Annotated in this window: 12 protein-coding genes; 10 read left to right on the forward strand and 2 right to left on the reverse strand. The window is 41.1% G+C overall.

The genetic code is table 11. The features are described 5' to 3' along the window. Positions 1 to 128: 128 nt before the first annotated feature. The 6 genes from ADS77_RS07470 (at position 129) to nagP (ending at position 10,727) form a co-directional block, all read left to right on the forward strand. On the forward strand, positions 129 to 2,765 hold the full coding sequence (locus ADS77_RS07470) for a TonB-dependent receptor (RefSeq protein ID WP_054205589.1): 2,637 nt from the start codon (positions 129 to 131) through the stop codon (positions 2,763 to 2,765). Positions 2,766 to 2,806: 41 nt separating this feature from the next. After that, positions 2,807 to 4,339: a tryptophan halogenase family protein gene (locus tag ADS77_RS07475; RefSeq protein WP_054453711.1), complete on the forward strand. Its 1,533-nt coding sequence runs from the start codon at positions 2,807 to 2,809 to the stop codon at positions 4,337 to 4,339. Positions 4,340 to 4,512: 173 nt separating this feature from the next. Further along, a complete protein-coding gene (locus ADS77_RS07480) occupies positions 4,513 to 5,772 on the forward strand; it encodes an MFS transporter (protein WP_054453712.1) in 1,260 nt (419 codons plus the stop codon). A 27-nt stretch (positions 5,773 to 5,799) separates the two neighbouring features. Next, positions 5,800 to 6,678: an ROK family protein gene (locus ADS77_RS07485; RefSeq protein WP_054453713.1), complete on the forward strand. Its 879-nt coding sequence runs from the start codon at positions 5,800 to 5,802 to the stop codon at positions 6,676 to 6,678. Further along, on the forward strand, positions 6,671 to 9,208 hold the full coding sequence (locus ADS77_RS07490; RefSeq protein ID WP_054453714.1) for a family 20 glycosylhydrolase: 2,538 nt from the start codon (positions 6,671 to 6,673) through the stop codon (positions 9,206 to 9,208). The genes ADS77_RS07485 and ADS77_RS07490 overlap by 8 nt, the downstream gene beginning before the upstream one ends. 217 nt (positions 9,209 to 9,425) lie before the next feature. Continuing rightward, positions 9,426 to 10,727, forward strand: coding sequence for an N-acetylglucosamine MFS transporter NagP (gene nagP / locus ADS77_RS07495; RefSeq protein ID WP_054205594.1), 1,302 nt, complete (start codon positions 9,426 to 9,428; stop codon positions 10,725 to 10,727). A 1,421-nt stretch (positions 10,728 to 12,148) separates the two neighbouring features. On the opposite strand, the gene ADS77_RS07500 is transcribed toward nagP, so the two are convergent. Continuing rightward, the gene (locus tag ADS77_RS07500; RefSeq protein WP_054453715.1) at positions 12,149 to 14,299 is read right to left on the reverse strand and encodes a TonB-dependent receptor family protein; all 2,151 of its coding nucleotides are present in this window, start codon (positions 14,297 to 14,299) and stop codon (positions 12,149 to 12,151) included. Between the two features lie 332 nt (positions 14,300 to 14,631). Between ADS77_RS07500 and ADS77_RS22095 the strand changes: the two genes are divergently transcribed. Together ADS77_RS22095 and ADS77_RS07510 are read left to right on the forward strand one after the other, a co-directional pair. Beyond that, positions 14,632 to 15,111, forward strand: a complete 480-nt coding sequence (locus ADS77_RS22095) for a hypothetical protein (protein WP_054453717.1) — start codon at positions 14,632 to 14,634, stop codon at positions 15,109 to 15,111. Positions 15,112 to 15,244: 133 nt separating this feature from the next. Further along, positions 15,245 to 15,679 carry an alpha/beta hydrolase-fold protein gene (locus ADS77_RS07510; RefSeq protein ID WP_054453719.1) on the forward strand — a complete coding sequence of 145 codons (435 nt, stop codon included), beginning with the start codon at positions 15,245 to 15,247 and terminating at the stop codon, positions 15,677 to 15,679. 88 nt (positions 15,680 to 15,767) lie between these two features. Here ADS77_RS07510 and ADS77_RS07515 read toward each other — a convergent pair whose 3' ends face one another. Then, entirely contained in the window at positions 15,768 to 16,613 is an 846-nt protein-coding gene (locus ADS77_RS07515; RefSeq protein ID WP_054205598.1) for a LysR family transcriptional regulator, read from the reverse strand. A gap of 126 nt (positions 16,614 to 16,739) precedes the next feature. On the opposite strand from ADS77_RS07515, the gene ADS77_RS07520 reads away from it, so the two are divergent. Both ADS77_RS07520 and gcvT read left to right on the forward strand, forming a co-directional pair. After that, the gene (locus ADS77_RS07520; RefSeq protein ID WP_054453724.1) at positions 16,740 to 17,339 is read left to right on the forward strand and encodes a hypothetical protein; all 600 of its coding nucleotides are present in this window, start codon (positions 16,740 to 16,742) and stop codon (positions 17,337 to 17,339) included. A 186-nt stretch (positions 17,340 to 17,525) separates the two neighbouring features. After that, positions 17,526 to 18,608, forward strand: a complete 1,083-nt coding sequence (gene gcvT, locus ADS77_RS07525) for a glycine cleavage system aminomethyltransferase GcvT (RefSeq protein WP_054453725.1) — start codon at positions 17,526 to 17,528, stop codon at positions 18,606 to 18,608. The last annotated feature ends 217 nt before the right edge of the window (positions 18,609 to 18,825 follow it).

The raw sequence follows: 18,825 nt of genomic DNA on the forward strand, positions 1-18,825 counted from the left end.
ATTTTTCAACATTCCTACAAATTATCCGATCGAAAAGTATCATAACTGGTGAGAATTGTACCTCTTAGTACGTGTTGTGCACGGTAGTCTAGTTTCGCTATCAAAAACAATAAATAGAGGGACTAGGAATGAAAAGCACAAACAACAAGGCACCATTAAAATTGTCAACATTGGCGATATGTATCTCAGCGTTATATATCACCCCGATGACATTTGCAGCAAATGAAACACAAGCAGAAAGTGACATTGAAACCATTGAAGTGCGTGGCATTCGCCGCTCACTTGAAGCATCAATGAACACTAAACGTTTTGCCGATGGTGTAGTTGATGCGATCACCGCAGAGGATATCGGTAAATTTCCGGATAAAAACATTGGTGATGCGCTGCAACGTATCTCGGGTGTCACGGTTGACCGCCAATACGGTGAAGTAAATGGTGTGACTATTCGAGGTACTGCACCAGAGCAATCAAGAGTACTGTTAAATGGGCAAACTGTTGCAAGTACCTCATGGTACGACTTAGGCCCAGCCACTCGTACTTTTAATATGGAGCTGTTATCAGCCGAGCAAGTATCGGGTGTTGCAGTGTATAAAACCCCTGAAGCAAACATCGAAGAAGGCGCTCTCGGTGGTACGGTTAATTTAACGACACGTAAGCCGCTTGATTTAGATTCTAATACGCTAATGGTATCAGCTGAGCTGGCACAAAGTTCATTGTATGATGAAACAGATCCTGGCGCATCAGTTCTGGCTAGCTGGAAAAATGATGACGAAAAATTTGGTATTTTAGCGGCGTATTCTTATGAGCAATTAACTTCTGGGCGTCATGTACTTGAGTCAATTGGTGGATATTACGAGTACTTTGCAGCAGATCAAGCAACAGGGCAAGATTCAACCGTTGGTGCATGGAGCTTAGGGTCGCAGGCATTTAAATCAGAGCGTGAACGTACCAGCGCACAATTAACAGCACAGTTTGCGCCAACTGATAACCTGGAGTTTGTACTTGATTATTTTCGCTTTGAATTTGATAACCCGCATGTAAACCATAATTTTTTAACAGTTGGCGCGCGTGGTGCGGGCTCTACCAACGTAACTAATAATGGATTAGGCGGTACTGAACGAGCAACTATTACACCTGCGTATGCCTCTATTATTTATAACCCAGTAGTACGCAATGCGGTTAATATGAAAGCGGATGTACTTAATTTATCAGGTAAGTATCAAGGTGACGGTTTTGAAGTAAGTGGTGTGATTGGTAAATCTACATCAGACGGCGGCACGCAATTTGGCGCATCATCTTGGTGGATCCCAGCTTCAGATGAAGGCGGTAAAATAGGCGATCCGGCATTTCCAAATGGCCAAAACAGCACAGATGGCGGTTTTACTTATGATGCTACTGGCCCATATCAAGTATGGTTAACATCCCTTGATGCTACAGATGCAAGCAAGTTTAAGCATGCACAAGAGGCTAATTTTGACACCACAGTACAAGAGCATAATGTAAGTTACGCACAGGCTGACCTTAAATTTGAACTCGATGGTGACACCTTTACCGCAATTAAAGCGGGTATCAAATTTAATAGCAGCGAATTTTCACGTGTAGCTTTTAATCGTAACCCAGATGAAGTGCTCGGTTTTGTTCCTGATGGTAATCTAGCAAATTGGAGTGATGGTGTATTATCTGGGCTACATTCTCAAAGTGCTGGACATACATTAAATGCGTATGCGTCACTTGATACAAATAAGTGGTGGGACTTTATTAGTGGTAAATACGCGGCAGGCGAGTTAACAGAAGTTGCCAACCTAGGGAATACGTTCTCGGTAGATGAAGACATTATCGCTATTTACGCTAAAGCCGATTTTAGCGGCGAAAACTATCGGGGTAATGTTGGCCTGCGTTATGTAGAAACAGAGCAAACCTCCAGAGGTTATGCAGGTGGTGCCGTTTATAACAAGACCGTTGATTATAGTAACCTGCTACCAAGTGTAAATTTTGCCTATGACTTATCGGATGAGATTATTTTACGTGCTGCTGCATCGCAAGTTATGTCGCGAGCAAACTACAGTGATTTAAAACCAGGCTTAGCAATTAACGCCAACTTTGGTAGTGCGACTGGCGGTAACCCAGATCTAAAACCATACGAAGCAAACCAAGCTGATATCGGGATTGAATATTACTTTACTGAAGCATCAATGGCCTCCGCTGGGTTTTTTACCAAACAAATTGACAACGTTGTCTTTTCAACTGAAGGCGTTGAGTTTGTTGATGGGTGTGGTGCAAGTGCGGATCTGTACGATAAATGCCGCGTTACTCGCCCACGTAGTAATGGCGAAGGCTCTGTAAATGGTCTTGAGTTACAACTACAGCATAGTTTTGATAATGGTTTTGGTGTAGTCACCAACTACACCTATGTAGACAGCGAAACAACTACACCAAGTGGCTCTAAAGAAATGGTGCCTGGGGTGTCTGAAAATAGCTTTAATGCATCACTTTTCTTTGAGAACGACATAATAAGTACCCGTTTAGCTTATAACTGGCGTAGTGAATGGATTGGTGTTGGTGCAGCGCAAGCGGTTAAGAATGATGATTATCAGCAACTTGATGCTTCTATTATTTGGCATGCGATGGAAAACTTAGATGTTAGTCTGGAAGGCGTAAACTTAACTAACGAAGTAGTGCAATCATACGATACTAACTTTGCTTTAACGCAAAATACCATCGAGTTTGGTTCACGTTATTACCTTGGCGTAAGTTATAAATTTTAATAAGGATAGGCCGCCGTTTGGCGGCCTTTAATATTTAACTTATGGCAATCATAAATAAATTAGTTATCTTAGGTGGTGGGAGCGCAGGATGGATGTGCGCTGCGTATTTATCTAAACAGCATCCAAAGCTGGATATTACGGTTGTTGAATCAAGTAAAATTGGCAGTATCGGTGTTGGTGAAGGTTCAACACCACACTTAAAAACGTTTATGGATACATTGGGGGTTAGTGAACAGCAATGGATGCCTCAGTGTGATGCAAGCTACAAAGCCGGAATTTATTTTAACAATTGGAATGGTGATGAACGCCGCTATTTTCACCCGTTTTATAGCCAAATGGATGAAAAAACGGCCGAGGTATATTGTGTAAATGCCAATGCCAGAAGGCGCGGCAATGGTGATTGGCAAGCACCCGATGATTACTTTTTAACAGGCCACATAGCAAAACACAATTTAAGCCCAAAAGTGCATACGCCAATGCTTAAAGAGCAAACCTATGGCTATCATTTTGATGCCACTAAACTTGCTGCTGTATTAAAAGCCTATGCGCAAGAAAAGGCCGTTAAACATATTGATGGTGAATTTAGCCAAGCGCAGTTAAGTGAGTGCGGCAATATTGTCGGTATTACGCTTATTGATGGTCGACAGGTTAACGGTGACTTTTTTATTGATGCTAGCGGCTTTAATGCATTATTAATTGAGCAAACCCTAAAAACCCCTTTTAACTCATTTGCGAATGAACTACTTAACGATAGCGCAGTCGCTGTAGCGACTCCTGTAACTACGGATGGCGTTATTTCATGTGCCACCCAATCAACAGCGTTAAGTGCTGGATGGTCTTGGCAAATTCCCCTCACCAGTCGCACTGGTAACGGCTATGTGTATAGCTCAAAACACATCACTGGCGAACAAGCCCAGTCTGAACTTGCAGATCAATTAAATATAGATGCACAAAATAGCGCTTTTCGGCATTTAAAAATGAAAGTGGGGTGTATGCAGTCAGCTTGGCAAAAAAATGTCATGGCGATTGGTTTGGCGCACAGTTTTATTGAGCCTATTGAAGCGACGTCTTTGATGGTGACTCAGCACAGTATTAAATTATTTAGCCAAGCATTAGTAAAGCTGCAAAACAACGAGCAACCATTAGCATTGACCGAGCACGTTAATCAGCAATTACATCAATTAGTGTACGGGATTAAAGATTATGTGGTGGCGCATTATGCAACCAGTCAGCGCACCAACAGCAGCTATTGGCTAGCTGCAACGCAATTAACGCATAGTTCCAACGCATTAAAATCATTATTAATCGCATGGCTTAATGGCGATGATTTTGACGTTTACTTATCAAAGCATGCTCAACAACAGGTTTATTTTAGGCCAAGTTGGTATTGCTTGCTCGGTGGTATGGATTTTAAAAGTGAGCGTTGTCAGCAGGTATTTGATCCCGCATCCACTGCAATAAATAATGCGGCAAAAGCATATTTAAATGAGTTGTGTGATCAGCACTGCGAACCACATGCAAAGCAACTGCATACGATGAAAAATCAATATAGCACATCGGCTAAAGTGGGTTGAAAAGTACCAATAAGCCGTAGAGCAGTGCCGCATGGTTTATTTTAAAGTGGCAGACTTAACCAATTAAGAGTGGTGATTAACTATTCCCTTGAATCATTTTGTTTGGATGCCCACGAACAGATTGTAATCACCACTCTTTTTATTTTATTTGTAGACTTTCAGGTAGCACAATTATGAAAAAAAATTATTTGATAGTATTAATGGTACTCAGTACTTTTTTTGTTATTTCATTTATAACGAACTTACTTGCGCCGATATTCCCGGCTTTGATCCAAAGTTACGATATTGGTTTAACCCTAGCTGGCTTTTTCTCGTTTGCATTTTTTATTGCCTATGGTGTGATGTCGATCCCAGCAGGTTTATTAGTGCAAAGCTTAGGTGAGAAAAAGGTGATGCTGATTGCATTCTCATTGGCACTATTTGGTAGTGTGCTATTTGTTAGCATGCCTGTTTTTGCAGTGGCAATGTTAGCGTTATTTTTAATTGGCACCGCCATGGCGCTGTTGCAGGTGGCCATTAACCCGCTACTAAGGGCAAGTGGTGGATCTAAACATTTCGCTGTGTTTTCGGTGGCGGCGCAGTTGATGTTTGGTGGCGCGGCAACGTTATCACCGCTGGTGTATAGCGCACTTGTTAAAGCTGATGCACACGCACAGGGTCAAAACTGGTTGTTGCAATTAGTGCCCGCAGATATGACGTGGCTAAGTATGTACGTATTATTTGCACTGTTATGCGTGGTGATGCTCGTGGTTATCAGTGTTGTTCCTATGAAAAAAAAGGCGCAAGCACAGAGTTCGCAGCAAAACAGTATTAGACAAAGCCTGCAATTATTTAAAGATCCAACCGTAATTAAATTCTTCTTCGCCATTGTGGCTTATGTCGCACTTGAGCAAGGCGTGGCTAATTCAATTTCAGTGTTTTTACAAACCTACCACCAACTTGATCCAAATACACAAGGAGCCCAAGTGGTGAGCCAATTTTGGTTATCACTGACATTAGGGTGTTTATTGGGAATTATATTGTTAAAACTCTTTGATGCTAAACATGTCTTACTGGCTTTTAGTGTTGGTGCAGTGATAAGTCTACTAACGGCATTATTTGCAGGGACTGCGTTGGTTTTATGGGCGTTTCCTGCGGTTGGATTTTTCTTATCAATTATGTGGTCAGTGATATTTTCGTTGGCATTAAACTCGGTTGCAAAAGGGCATGGCACGGTATCAGGAATTTTATGCACGGGGATTGTGGGTGGTGCGTTTGCATCGCCTATAGTCGGAGCGATGAGTGAGCTGACAGGTAGCTTGCAACTATCATTATTACTGTTACTTATACCACTTGGTTATATTTTAAGTGTGGGTATCTGGGCTAAGCCTCTTATTGCTAATCACACGTTTAAACGTAATTCACAAACAGCAACACTTGCTGAAAGTAACTAATTTAACTTGATGACAAAAGAGGCTGTAATGTCACAAACTTTATTATGTGTTGACCTAGGTGGCACGAAAGCACTAGTAGCAAAAGTAACCGCTAATGGTGTAATTGAAAAACGTTATTTTGACGTGGATGGCGCTGCAAGTAAGCAGCAAACAAACGATTTTTTATGCAGTATTATCAGTCAAGTTATTGATCAAACATGCATGGGTATAGTGATTGGCGTACCCAGTATGGTAGTGATGAAAACAGGCGAAGTAATTGAAACGGTTAATATCCCTAATTGGAAAAACGTACACCTAAAGCAATTGTTAAACACGCACTTTAAATTACCTGTGCTTGTTCATAACGATGCCAATTGTTTTGCTATGGGAGAATTTACCCAAGGTGACTTTAAATCAGATACGAATCTAATTGGAATTTGCTTAGGCACGGGCCTTGGCGCAGGGTTGGTGTTAAATGGTCAGCTATACACTGGCAAGCATTCCGCCGCTGGCGAGTTTGGTAGTTTTACTTATCAGCAAGGTATTATTGAGCACTTTACCTCAGGGCAGTTTTTTATTAATCAAGGTACAACGGGCAAACAAACTTACCAAGATGCCCTTGATGGTGATGCACATGCGCTGCAGTTATTCGATGAGTTTGGCATGCACTTAGCCAATGCAATAAGCCACGTAGTTCTGGCGTTTGACCCTGATGTTATTGTACTTGGTGGCTCAGTTGCTCAATCATCGGCTTTCTTTTTACCGAGTTTACATACCCAGCTAGCCAAGCTTGTTAATCCGGTTATTTTACAGTCGTTAGATATTCGTATCAGTGAACTGGGTGATGATGCGCCATTACTGGGCAGCCACGCCTTGTTCATGCACGAAATTACCAGCGATCAGCCCCTAGGAGCCAACTATGCGTAAATTTTTATTATTTATGGCTGGGGCATGCTCGGCCACAGTAATGGCTAAAGCACCAACACAAATTGAGCTAGATACGCTTGCTAAGCAATTATCGGTAAACTATGAGCTACTATCGGCAAAGCCTGATGTGTGCCCAGCACCGCATCAAGCGCAGTGCTACTTATCACGGTTAACATTGAGCGCTCCTTACGACGTAAAAAGTAATAGCTGGTCTGTTTATTTTAGTCAGTTAATGCCAATTTACAGCACTGACTCAGCGCAATTTAGCATTACTCATATTAATGGTGACTTACACCAAATTAAGCCCACAGCAGCGTTTACTGGCTTTAAAGCAAATACGCCAATCAGTATTGAGTTTTATACTCAAGAGTCGCAAATTACCCGCTCAGAGTTTATGCCTAACTACATGTTGGCAAGTAGCGGTTTAAAAAGTCGGGTTATTGATAGCACTAAGACCACCTTAGACCCTGATACAAAGCTTGAGTTGCAACCTTATTTAGCCCCATTTTTAACACTTGAACAATTACAAACGAGTAAAGATGATGCCACGGTGTGGATGGGGGCTGAGTATTTATATCAAAATGAAACAAAGGCTACATTAAGTAAAGCGCCGCTTAGTGTGATACCAAAACCGGCTGATTTAACTGTATTAACAGGGGAAGTGGTCGATTTGAGTCAAGGCCTAAACTTACAATTAGATGATACCAATCAAGCGCAGTTAAGCGCGGCGCTCACGCGACTAACAAGCTTTGGTATCAAGCAACACAGCCAAGGTATAGCTACCACAATTAATTTTGATCTACCGGGTAATGTGCCCGAAGCCTATACCCTTAGTATGCAACATGATCAAATAGCGATCAGTGCAAGCAGCCTATCAGGCGTGTTTTATGCTCTACAGAGTATTGCTGGATTAGTGAGCCTTGAGAATTTAACCATACCCGCGCTCAAAATTACTGATGCACCACGCTACCCGTTTAGGGGCATGCATATTGATGTTGCACGTAATTTTCGCTCAAAAGCATTTATTTTAAACACCATAGAGCAAATGGCTGCTTATAAGCTAAATAAACTGCACTTACATTTAGCTGATGATGAAGGGTGGCGATTAGCGATTAAAGACTTGCCAGAGTTAACTGAAGTAGGCGCAACACGCTGTTTAGATTTAACCGAGCAAGCGTGTTTACTACCGCAACTAGGCGCGGGACTTAATAAGGGGGCTGCGGTGAATGGCTATTACAACCAAGCTGATTACATTGAAATATTGAAACATGCTCAAGCGCATTTTATTGAAGTGATCCCATCCCTTGATATGCCAGGGCATTCACGCGCTGCGATTATCGCGATGGAAGCGCGTTTTAATAGTTTAACAGCACAAGGAAAAAGCGCACAGGCACTCAAGTATCGTTTGGTGGAGCCTGCTGATAAAACTAACTACAACTCTATTCAGCACTATAACGATAACACGCTCAATGTGTGTTTAGACTCAACCTATCAATTTATAGATAAAGTACTTGATGAAGTAAACGCGCTGCATGTGCAAGCGGGGGTACCTTTTAAAACCTACCATATAGGTGCTGATGAAACCGCGGGTGCATGGGTTGATTCGCCAAGCTGCAAAGCACTTAAGCAACAACAACCAGAGTTACATTCATTTAATGGCTACTTTATTGAAAAAGTGAGTAGCCTAGTGGCTGGTAAAGGCTTAAAAGTAGCTGGTTGGAGTGACGGTATGAGTGATGTTGCACTTAAGAACATGCCCAAAACCGTGCAATCAAATGCATGGGCAACGCTCAGTGAAGAGGGTCATCAAGTTGCACACCGTCATGCTAACCAAGGTTGGGATGTGGTGCTATCAAGCCCAGACGTGACCTATTTTGATTTTCCTTACCAGTCACATCCGCAGGAGCCGGGCAATCACTGGGCAAGCCGTGCTATTGATAGCAAAAAAGTATTTGGGTTTATGCCTGATAATTTACCTGCACATGCTGAAATTTGGCAGTCAGTAAAATCACAGAACTACAGTGCTGATGACCGCCAGAGTATTCGCACTAAAAAATTTCATGGCCTACAAGGGCATTTGTGGTCAGAGTTATTGCGCAGTGACCGTCAGGCGGAATATATGCTTTATCCTCGACTGCTGGCGTTAGCTGAACGTGCTTGGCATAAAGCACCATGGGAACTTGAATATAAGACGCAGGGAGTTAAGTACGATCAAAATACAGGGCACTTTAAAACAGCATTAAAGCAGCAAAAAGAGGCTGATTGGCAACGTTTTGCAGCGTTAGTTGGCTTTAAAGAATTAGCTAAGTTGGAACAAGCAGGGCGCTTTTATCGTATTCCAAGTGTTGCTGCACGCGCCATTGATAATAACGTTGATGCATTTATTCCTTATCCAGGGCTTACAATTGAGTACCAAAACAGTGATGGGCAGTGGCTTAAGTATAAAGCCGATAGCAAGCCAGTATCAGCACAGCAGGTACGTGCAATATCAGTTAATGGTTTGCGTAAAGGACGAGCATTAGAGCTATAATTAACATGTTTGATGAGTGAATAAAAAGCCGTGCGAGTCTTAATCGTGCGGCTTTTTAGTTTTTTGGTTGGCCTAAAATGATAGCGCTGTCATTTTTGTTGGTGTATGATTAATTTTATGTAATAAAAATGGTTTTAGTATTGTATGCCTTGTTTTTTAAAGCTTTTACAGTGTAATACTAAAATAATTAATTAAAATAAACAGTTGAGATAAAATTATGGAAGCAACCGTCGAGTGTGACGCAAACACAAAACATAGTATTTGGCTGCCAATGACATTGGCCGGGTCAATGTTCTTTATTCTAGGGTGTATAACCTGGTTGAATGGCGCAATAACCCCGTTTTTACAACAAATGCTAGTGTTATCACCATTGCAAGCATCGTTTATTATTTCATCGTTTTATATTGCTGTAACAGTCGCAGGTATCCCATCTGCAATGCTTATAAAGCGTGTTGGCTATAAAAATGGTATGGCGATAGGGTGTGCGATAATGGCTGCTTCGGCGCTAATGTATATACCTGCCGCTAAAATGCAAATGATCGAAATATTCTTATTTGCACAGCTAATGATAGGTGTTGGCCAAACTATTTTACAAACCGCGATCAACCCGTATGTGGTTAAAATGGGCTCTGAGAAATCTGCTGCAGTACGTGTATGTATTATGGGCTTATTAAATAAGTTTGCTGGTGTAATTGTACCGGTACTTTTTGCAGCCGTAGTCGTAAGCGGCGTAGTTGCTGACGGTGAACAGTTATCACAAGCACAAAAAGATGCGATGGCGAATAGCTTGATCCTACCTTATATCGGTATTGCTGGTTTAATCTTTCTATTTGCATTATTTGCTAAGTTTGCACCATTACCAGATTTAGTATTCGAAGAATCTGAAGGTAACGGCAAAGGTGAAGTAAAAGAAGCGTTAAGCCACCCACACCTAGCGTTAGGCGTTATTGGTATTGCCTTATATGTAGCCGTTGAAGTTATCGCAGCAGATACTATTGGTTCATATGCACTACACTTAGGAATTGCTGATTACTCTGTTATGACTTCGTATACTATGGCGTGTATGTTAATTGGTTATGCTATTGGTATTGCACTTATTCCACGTTTTATGTCGCAGCAAAATGCACTTGTTATGTCAGGTATTGCCGGTATTGTGACTGTGCTTGCCGTAGTTATGGGCAGCAACGATTCGTTTATTATTGCTAACTTATTACTTGTACCATTTGGTGGCCCTGAGTTACCTGATCCATTGTTATGTATCGCATTACTAGGTTTTGCTAATGCAATGGTTTGGCCTGCAATTTGGCCGTTGGCACTTGCAGGGCTTGGCCGTTTAACGGGTACTGCGTCTGGTTTATTAATCATGGGTATTGCGGGTGGTGCATTAGGTCCATTACTTATAGGATTAGGTAACGTAGCCGGTCTTGGTTCTCAAGGTGCTTATATCGTGATGATCCCAAGCTATATCTTCATTTTATTTTATGCCCTAAAAGGCCATAAAATGAGAAGTTGGAAATAGTTAAGTTATCTAGCTGCAGGCTTGAATAAAGCTAGCGAGTTTGGTGATAAAGAGCGTGGTTTTATACCGCGCTTTTTTATGCCTTGAATTTGAGGTAGTGATCAAAATTGGCTAGATGCTTACGTGTAGTCTTGATGTAGGTTGGGCTTTAGCCTAAAAGGCGCTGAGGTTTGAAGTTACTAATAGGTTTAATCTACACGCTGTTTTTGCGATAAATCACGACCTACAAGTGGATCTGTGTTTAGTTGTTGGAGCGATGTAGGTTGGGCTTTAGCCCAAAATGCACTGAGGTTTGAAGTTACTAATAGGCTTAATCTACTCGCTGTTTTCGCGATAAATCAAGCCCTATAATTGGATCTGTGTTTAGTTGTTGGAGCGATGTAGGTTGGGCTTTAGTCCAAAATGCACCGAGGTTTGAAGTTACTAATAGGTTTAATCTACGCGCTGTTTTCGCGATAAATCACGACCTACAAGTGGACCTGTGTTTAGTTGTTGGGGCGATATAGGTTGGGCTTTAGCCCAAAATGCACTGAGGTTTGAAGTTACTAATAGGTTTAATCTACGCGCTGTTTTCGCGATAAATCACGACCTACAAGTGGACCTGTGTTTAGTTGTTGGAGCGATGTAGGTTGGGCTTTAGCCCAAAATGCACCGAGGTTTGAAGTTACTAATAGGTTTAATCTACGCGCTGTTTTCGCGATAAATCACGACCTACAAGTGGATCTGTGTTTAGTTGTTGGAGCGATGTAGGTTGGGCTTTAGCCCAAAATGCACCGAGGTTTGAAGTTACTAATAGGTTTAATCTACGCGCTGTTTTCGCGATAAATCACGACCTACAAGTGGACCTGTGTTTAGTTGTTGGAGCGATGTAGGTTGGGCTTTAGCCCAAAATGCACCTAGGTTTGAAGTTACTAATAGGTTTAATCTACGCGCTGTTTTCGCGATAAATCACGACCTACAAGTGGATCTGTGTTTAGTTGTTGGAGCGATGTAGGTTGGGCTTTAGCCCAAAATGCACTGAGGTTTGAAGTTACTAATAGGTTTAATCTACGCGCTGTTTTCGCGATAAATCACGACCTACAAGTGGATCTGTGTTTAGTTGTTGGAGCGATGTAGGTTGGGCTTTAGCCAAAAGGCGCCGAGGTTTGCGGTTATTAATAGGTTTAATCTACGCGCTGTTTTCGCGATAAATCACGACCTACAAGTGGACCTGTGTTTAGTTGTTGGAGCGATGTAGGTTGGGCTTTAGCCCAAAATGCACTGAGGTTTGAAGTTACTAATAGGTTTAATCTACGCACCTTTTCATGTTCGTGATAAATTACGCCCTACGATTGGTTCGTCATTATCGTAATAAATAATAGTAACAAAAAAGCCGTGTTTGATTTATCAAACACGGCTTTTAATATTTTTAGCTGTTACGCTTAAAACGCGTAGCTATAACCCATTTGGATTGTACGTGGCTTACCAGGTTGGATGCCGCCGTTTGCGCGGTTAGCGATGTAAGTGTTATCAAACAAGTTATCAACCGTTAGGTATACTTTTTGATTGTCATCAATTAAGTATTTAGCGGCTAAATCCCACACTACACGGCTGTCGATTGCATTTAGGCCGTCAGCACTTAAATCAGCGTGCGCGTCAGATACATAACGTACTTGCGTATCAAATACGAAGCTTGAAAGCGCTGCGCCGAATGAAAGAGCAAGTTGATTTTCTGGAACGTAAGGCATTGCATCGCCTTTATTTACTTGACCCCAGATATCTGATGCAAAGTCATTTTTAAACTGTGAGTCAGTGTAAGTGTAAGTTAAACGTACTGGGAATGTTGCGCTGTCAGTTTCGAAAATACGACCTGCTGAGAACTCAAAACCAGATACTTCTACTTCACCGTAGTTATATTGGTCACCAATGTTCTCATCACTACAACCGATAGATGCAGTACAGTTACCGTGCATATTGCTGTAATCAGAGAAGAACGCAATGATTTCACCATCAAAACCAGCTACGTTATAACGGCCACCAAACTCGATGTTTAAGCTTTCTTCTTCTTCTTGGTCAGCATTACCAGGTGAAGCTGGTGCATAACCTTGCTGAATACCAGCAAGTAACGTTAGGCTATCGCTCACAGTATAAGTTGCACCAAGTGAAGGTACTAAGATCTGTGTATCGTTAGAGATATTTTTAGTTAAACCATTTTCACGTTTAGGGTCAGATTTAGACCACTCTTCACGAGTAATAGTGATGTCTTCATAACGAAGGCCTGCATTAATAACTAACGCATCGATTGTCCATTCATCTTGAATGAATAATGTCGTTGCTTCAGCGCTATCAAAGCGGTTGCTGTTTGAACCAGGCGCACCAGCACTTGTTAGTGTCATTGAAAGGTCTTGGTTAAGCGTGTATTTGTCTTCCCACTGGAAACGGTCCATTTCATCTTGATGATGACGTAAGCCTACAGTGATGTAGTGATCGCCTGCTGGAATGTGTAGTTCAGTTTGAATACCTTTTGCTTGGTAGTCACGGTTATTCGCTTTAACGCCAATACCTTCAATGCCTTCAGCTGTTGGTGCAGCTTCAAATTCACTGTACTGTGCTAAGTAGCTTTCGCTTACTTTGCTTGCTTTATACCAGTTACGATGAAAATCATTTAAGTAAGCTGTTGCTAAAAATTCATAGCCAGCACCAAAACGGTATGCATAGTTTAATTGGTATGCATTATGTTGCGTGTTCATTTGGTCTTTTTGCGACGCAGCATAACGACGATTTGGCGACGCTTGATAATCAGCCTCAGTTAAACCCATGTAAGTTTCGTCAGATTGCTCATCAGAGTACTTAATTTTCATTTCTAGGTTATGTGCGTCGTTTTCGCCAAATTTGTAACCAAATTTAAGTAATACGTCGTTCTTTTCAAAACCAGTGTTGTCGCTACCTACTGGTAATTCTTTAAAGCCATCAGCGCCATAGCTGAAAACTTCAATTAGGGCAGCGGCATTATTTTTTTCTTTACCGAAGTACGCATGGCCTTTATAAAAACCATCAGTACCAAGTTCTGCATTAACTAAACCAGTAGAACCTTCTGTTGGTAAGCTACGTGATACTAAGTTTAAAACACCGCCCGTAGTACGTGGGCCATATTTAACAGATGCTGCGCCTTTTAATACTTCAACTGATTGCATACGACCCATAGTAGGGAAATAGTAAGCTGATGGAGCAGAATAAGGAGCTGGAGCGGCTAGTACGCCATCTTCCATTACAGAAATTTTATCGTTACGGCCAGTACCTGTACCACGCATACCAATGTTAGGGCGCAGACCGTAGCCGTCTTCTTCTTGAACATATACACCAGGTACTGAGCTCAATACGCGTGAGATATCAGTGTACTCAAATTTTTGTAGCTCTTCATCACTGATAAAAGTAGCTGAACCTGGAATGTCGTTAATAGCTGCTTGTGAGCCAATTACGGTGATTTGTTCAAATGCTTGCTCTTTTTCAGTTACATCTTTAGCAATAGCACCTGCACTTAGTGATAAGGCAATTGCTGCAGCAAGAGTAGAAACAATAAACTGAGATTTCATTGAATATCCTGTATGTTTAATGGAAACAAAAATAATTTACTAATTTAAACACGGTAACAAATACGAATCAATGTCATTGCATATTATATTATGTCATTTTTTCGAATATAGGTGTTTAGTATTAATGTTTGAGGCCAATCAACACTTCAAAGTTGGCACTAAAGTACCACTCGTGATTTTTCTTTGTTCAAACTACATGTTTAACGATTAAGTAGTTTTGTTTAAGTAAGCTTACTTAAGTAAAACAGTAAACCATCAGTTTTATATCACGCCTTTATCAATCAAATAACCTGCTAATAGATAAGATGAAAACTCTATTCAAAGGAGTTTATATGAAAATTATTTTAGCTATTTTTTTATGCCAGTTATGTAACATTACATATGCAAGTACCATTCAGTCGGGTTTAAAAGTACTGAGTATCAAATCAGCTCATTTATCTAAGCCAATCGAAGTTGAGATTTATATCCCCAATGGTTACGATGAAAAGAGAGTGACGCCTTATCCATTACTAGCAACTAGCGCTGGTGATAGCCGTATCGCTATGTTACAAAGCCAAATTGATTGGTTGAGCCATGTTGATTTTGGGCCTATGCCCAAGGTAATTATGGTGCGTATTCCTAATATTGAACGCTCAGATAAAGCGAATTACAGCGATGATGAGCTACTAGCGACAATTTTGCACACCGATGTTTACCCTTTATACCCAAACCACCTCAAGATGCGAGTTTCAGTTGGAATTAAAAGCGATTTAGGCAAAGCATTGATTGCAAGTAATAGTGGTTCTATTGTTAAAATCAATAACGCAGTATAAATCGCTTTTAAACCAACCCGTTGGGCTTTTCACAGCGACTTACTCTCATCGTTGTTCCTTCTTAAAAGGGGCGGCCATTCCTACAAAGTAACGCCTTGATATTAAGCCTCTGTGAAACGCTGAATTCTGCATCTTGAGGTGGCTTGGGTATATACGCGTAAACTTTAATGTTGCACCTTTTACATTAATAGAAGGGTTTTCTACGGCTGCAAATAAGGCATTAGCATTATTTGCTAATTACCCGCAGCATTATCAAGGGGCGATAATCATAAGCCCCGCACTTGAGCTTGCTGATACAGCGTGGCACGACAAAATTAATCAATCCTTAAAGCAAAATTTGGCGAATAGGGCGTTGTATTTGTCATTGGGTAATTTTGCAGGCAATCGTCTTTATTTTACTGCTTTGCAAAAATATGTCAGTAGTGCAAGTAATCACAGTGTATTTGAAGATCTTAGTCAAAAAAATTATTTAAGCACCGCAGTACTTGGGTTTAACAATGCAGTAGAGCACTTATTTGCAGATTTACAGATTGTAAATTTTGAGTTGTTTGCACAATCAGACATTTGAGGTGTGCTAGGTTATCATGATGAGCTGCTTAGCGTTTATATTTATCATTTAAACAGTGTCTTATTATTTTTGTTGTTTAATCTGGAGTTTAGCTTAAGCGTAATGTTATAAACTCAGCGAGTTTGTCTACGGCGTGTTCAGGCTCATCGGCACGTTTTATTAAGCTAATACCTATTTGGCCAAGTTCTGGCAGTTGCTTGGTTTGTAATTGATAACTTAGCTCATTCGGCACGGTACTTTTTGCCAGCACTGTGATCCCCAAACCTTCTTTTAATGCGGCGGTTAAGCCGGTTAAATCAGCGTTGCTGTAAATAATACGGTATTTAATGCCCGCTAATTGTAAGGCTTCAATAGCGCGACGGCGATATATACAACCCTCCGGCGCAGTTACTAGCGTGACGACCTCATTTTGTGCAAGCGTTAAGTCGCCAACCCACACCAGCTGGTCTTGCATAAATACAGGGAATTTTTCAGAGTTTAAATCTTCATTAAGCGCAAGCACCAAATCAAATTGATCTTGGCGTGCAACGGAGAGTAAATGTTTACTTAATCGTGATTTAACCTCTAACGATACATCAGGGTAGAGCGCCACAAAATCGCCTATAATGGCAGGCAGTATGCGGGCTGCAAATTCACTGGGAATACCCAAACGTATTTTTCCTGTCACATTTTCGTTAGTGAACAGCTGAAGAATCGCATCATTTTGCTGTAACATCTGCTTGGCAAGTGGCAGTAGAAGCTCACCGTACTGATTAAGTACTTGGCGTTGACCTTGTTTTTTGAACAATTTACGACCAAGCACATCTTCCAAGCGTTTAATTTGCAAGCTTACCGCAGGTTGCGATAAACCCAGTAATTCACCCGCTTTGGCAAAGCCGCCCACTTCAATTACGGTTACTAAGGTGCGTAGGCTGTCTGTTGAAATATTCTTCATATAAAAAAATTCAATTTATAGGGTTAAATACATAAGCATTATTTATCAATTGATAAATAATTACAATTTGTTGTTGCCAGCCACCCGCAATATACTTTTGAGACTAATGATTGATAGGTGTCGATAATGACTTTTACTCCAATAATGTTTGCTCGCCATAGCCAAGTTGACGTGCCAGATAGCAACCTGCTTGAGGCTAATACCAACAACATGGTGATAGATTTTAGCGGCACTGAAGCAATCCCATTTTTAACCACTATATTAGGGTTAGATATTAACAAGCTAACCGCCAGTGGGTTAGGTATTAAAGGTACGTTAGACGGTGACTTAAATAGCACGTATAGCTTTGCTTTATATTATTTTAGTGAAACTGCCTTTAGATTTGTGTTGCATAGCGACGGCGCAACACAATTACAAGCGCTGATCAGCGAGCAGCAGCTTCGCTACGATATTGAATTTGTAATACGCAAAGAATTAGCTACTTTATTATTATGCGGCGAACATGCTTTTGATACCTTAATCGAGGCGTTTAAGCTTACACCAGGCTTACGTTTATCAGATATTAATAGCTGCTATGGTGCGCAAAGTGGCGATGTATTTATTACCGCCATTGAAAAGCAATCACAGCAGTATTTTCAGCTGGTGGCAAAAGCGCCAGAGCTTGCTAAATGGCAAGCGCATTTACAGCAGCGCGGGTTTGATATGTCACTCCCTGAAGTTGCCTAAACATTAATTAATAAACTGGCTAGCGTATTATTCACTTGCCAGTTTTTTGTAGTTTATTTGAAAGAACAAATCGCAATTTGGGTGTCAGTGCAGTACAACTTATGTATAATCGCCGCCCATGTTATTCCCCCTCATTAAATTGAGGCCACGCCCAAAATTGGGTTTATTATAAAGTGAAGGAATATTATGACTTCTAAAACTGTTTTACATGCAAAGCACCTTGAATCAAACGCAAAAATGGTTGATTTTCACGGCTGGGAAATGCCTATCAACTATGGTTCACAAATCGAAGAGCACAACGCAGTGCGTACCGATGCAGGCATGTTTGACGTTTCACACATGACGATTGTTGATGTCAAAGGCGAACAAGCACAAGCATTTTTACGTAAACTAGTTGCCAACGATGTTGCTAAGTTAACAGTCCCAGGTAAGGCACTTTACACCGGTATGCTTAACGAGCAAGGTGGCGTAATTGACGATCTAATCATTTATTTCTTCTCAGACACAGATTACCGCCTAGTTGTTAACTCAGCGACTCGCGAAAAAGATTTAGCGCACATGGCTAAAGTTTCAGCAGATTTTGCCGTTGAAGTGACAGAGCGTCCAGAATTCGCAATGATTGCAGTACAAGGCCCAAATGCTAAAGCAAAAACAGCCACACTTTTAACCACGGAGCAACAAGCTGCCGTTGAAGGTATGAAGCCATTTTTTGGTGTGCAAGTAGGTGATTTATTTATTGCCACAACAGGCTATACTGGCGAAGACGGTTACGAAATTGTAGTACCGAACGAACAAGCGGCTGATCTATGGCAACAACTGCTAGATGCAGGTGTTAAACCGGCAGGTCTTGGCGCACGTGACACACTACGTTTAGAAGCCGGTATGAACCTTTACGGCCTAGATATGGACGAAAGCGTTTCGCCACTTGCGGCAAACATGGCGTGGACCATTGCATGGGAACCTGAAGATCGTGATTTTATCGGTCGTGATGTACTCGTTCAGCAACGCGCAGACAAAAGCACTGACAAACTTGTTGGTTTAGTGTTTGAAGATAAAGGCGTATTGCGTAGCGGTTCTAAAGTAATTGTTGATGGTGGCGAAGGGGTTATTACCTCAGGTACTTTCTCACCAACACTTGGTTTTAGTGTTGCCCTTGCACGTGTTCCGCGTTCAACTGGCGAGACAGCCCAAGTAGAAATGCGTAAAAAATTAGTTAACGTAAAAGTAGTTAAACCAAGCTTTGTACGTAACGGTAAGTCAGTACTTTAAAGTATAAATTAAAATTTGGTGTTATCACCCAATAATACCAATCATGTTGAGTTATTAACCACTTATAGCGACAGATAAATAGAGTGATAACAAGGCATTAATTTTGATATGTAGTTGTTCTACCTGATAAATTAATAACGCAGTTAGCGCTTTATTTAGACAGCTAGAATGGTTAAATATTTAAGTTGATTGGTATCAAAACCAAAGGATGAATAAA

Origin of the sequence: Pseudoalteromonas porphyrae (genome assembly GCF_001298125.1) — a bacterium.
Classification (GTDB): domain Bacteria; phylum Pseudomonadota; class Gammaproteobacteria; order Enterobacterales; family Alteromonadaceae; genus Pseudoalteromonas; species Pseudoalteromonas neustonica.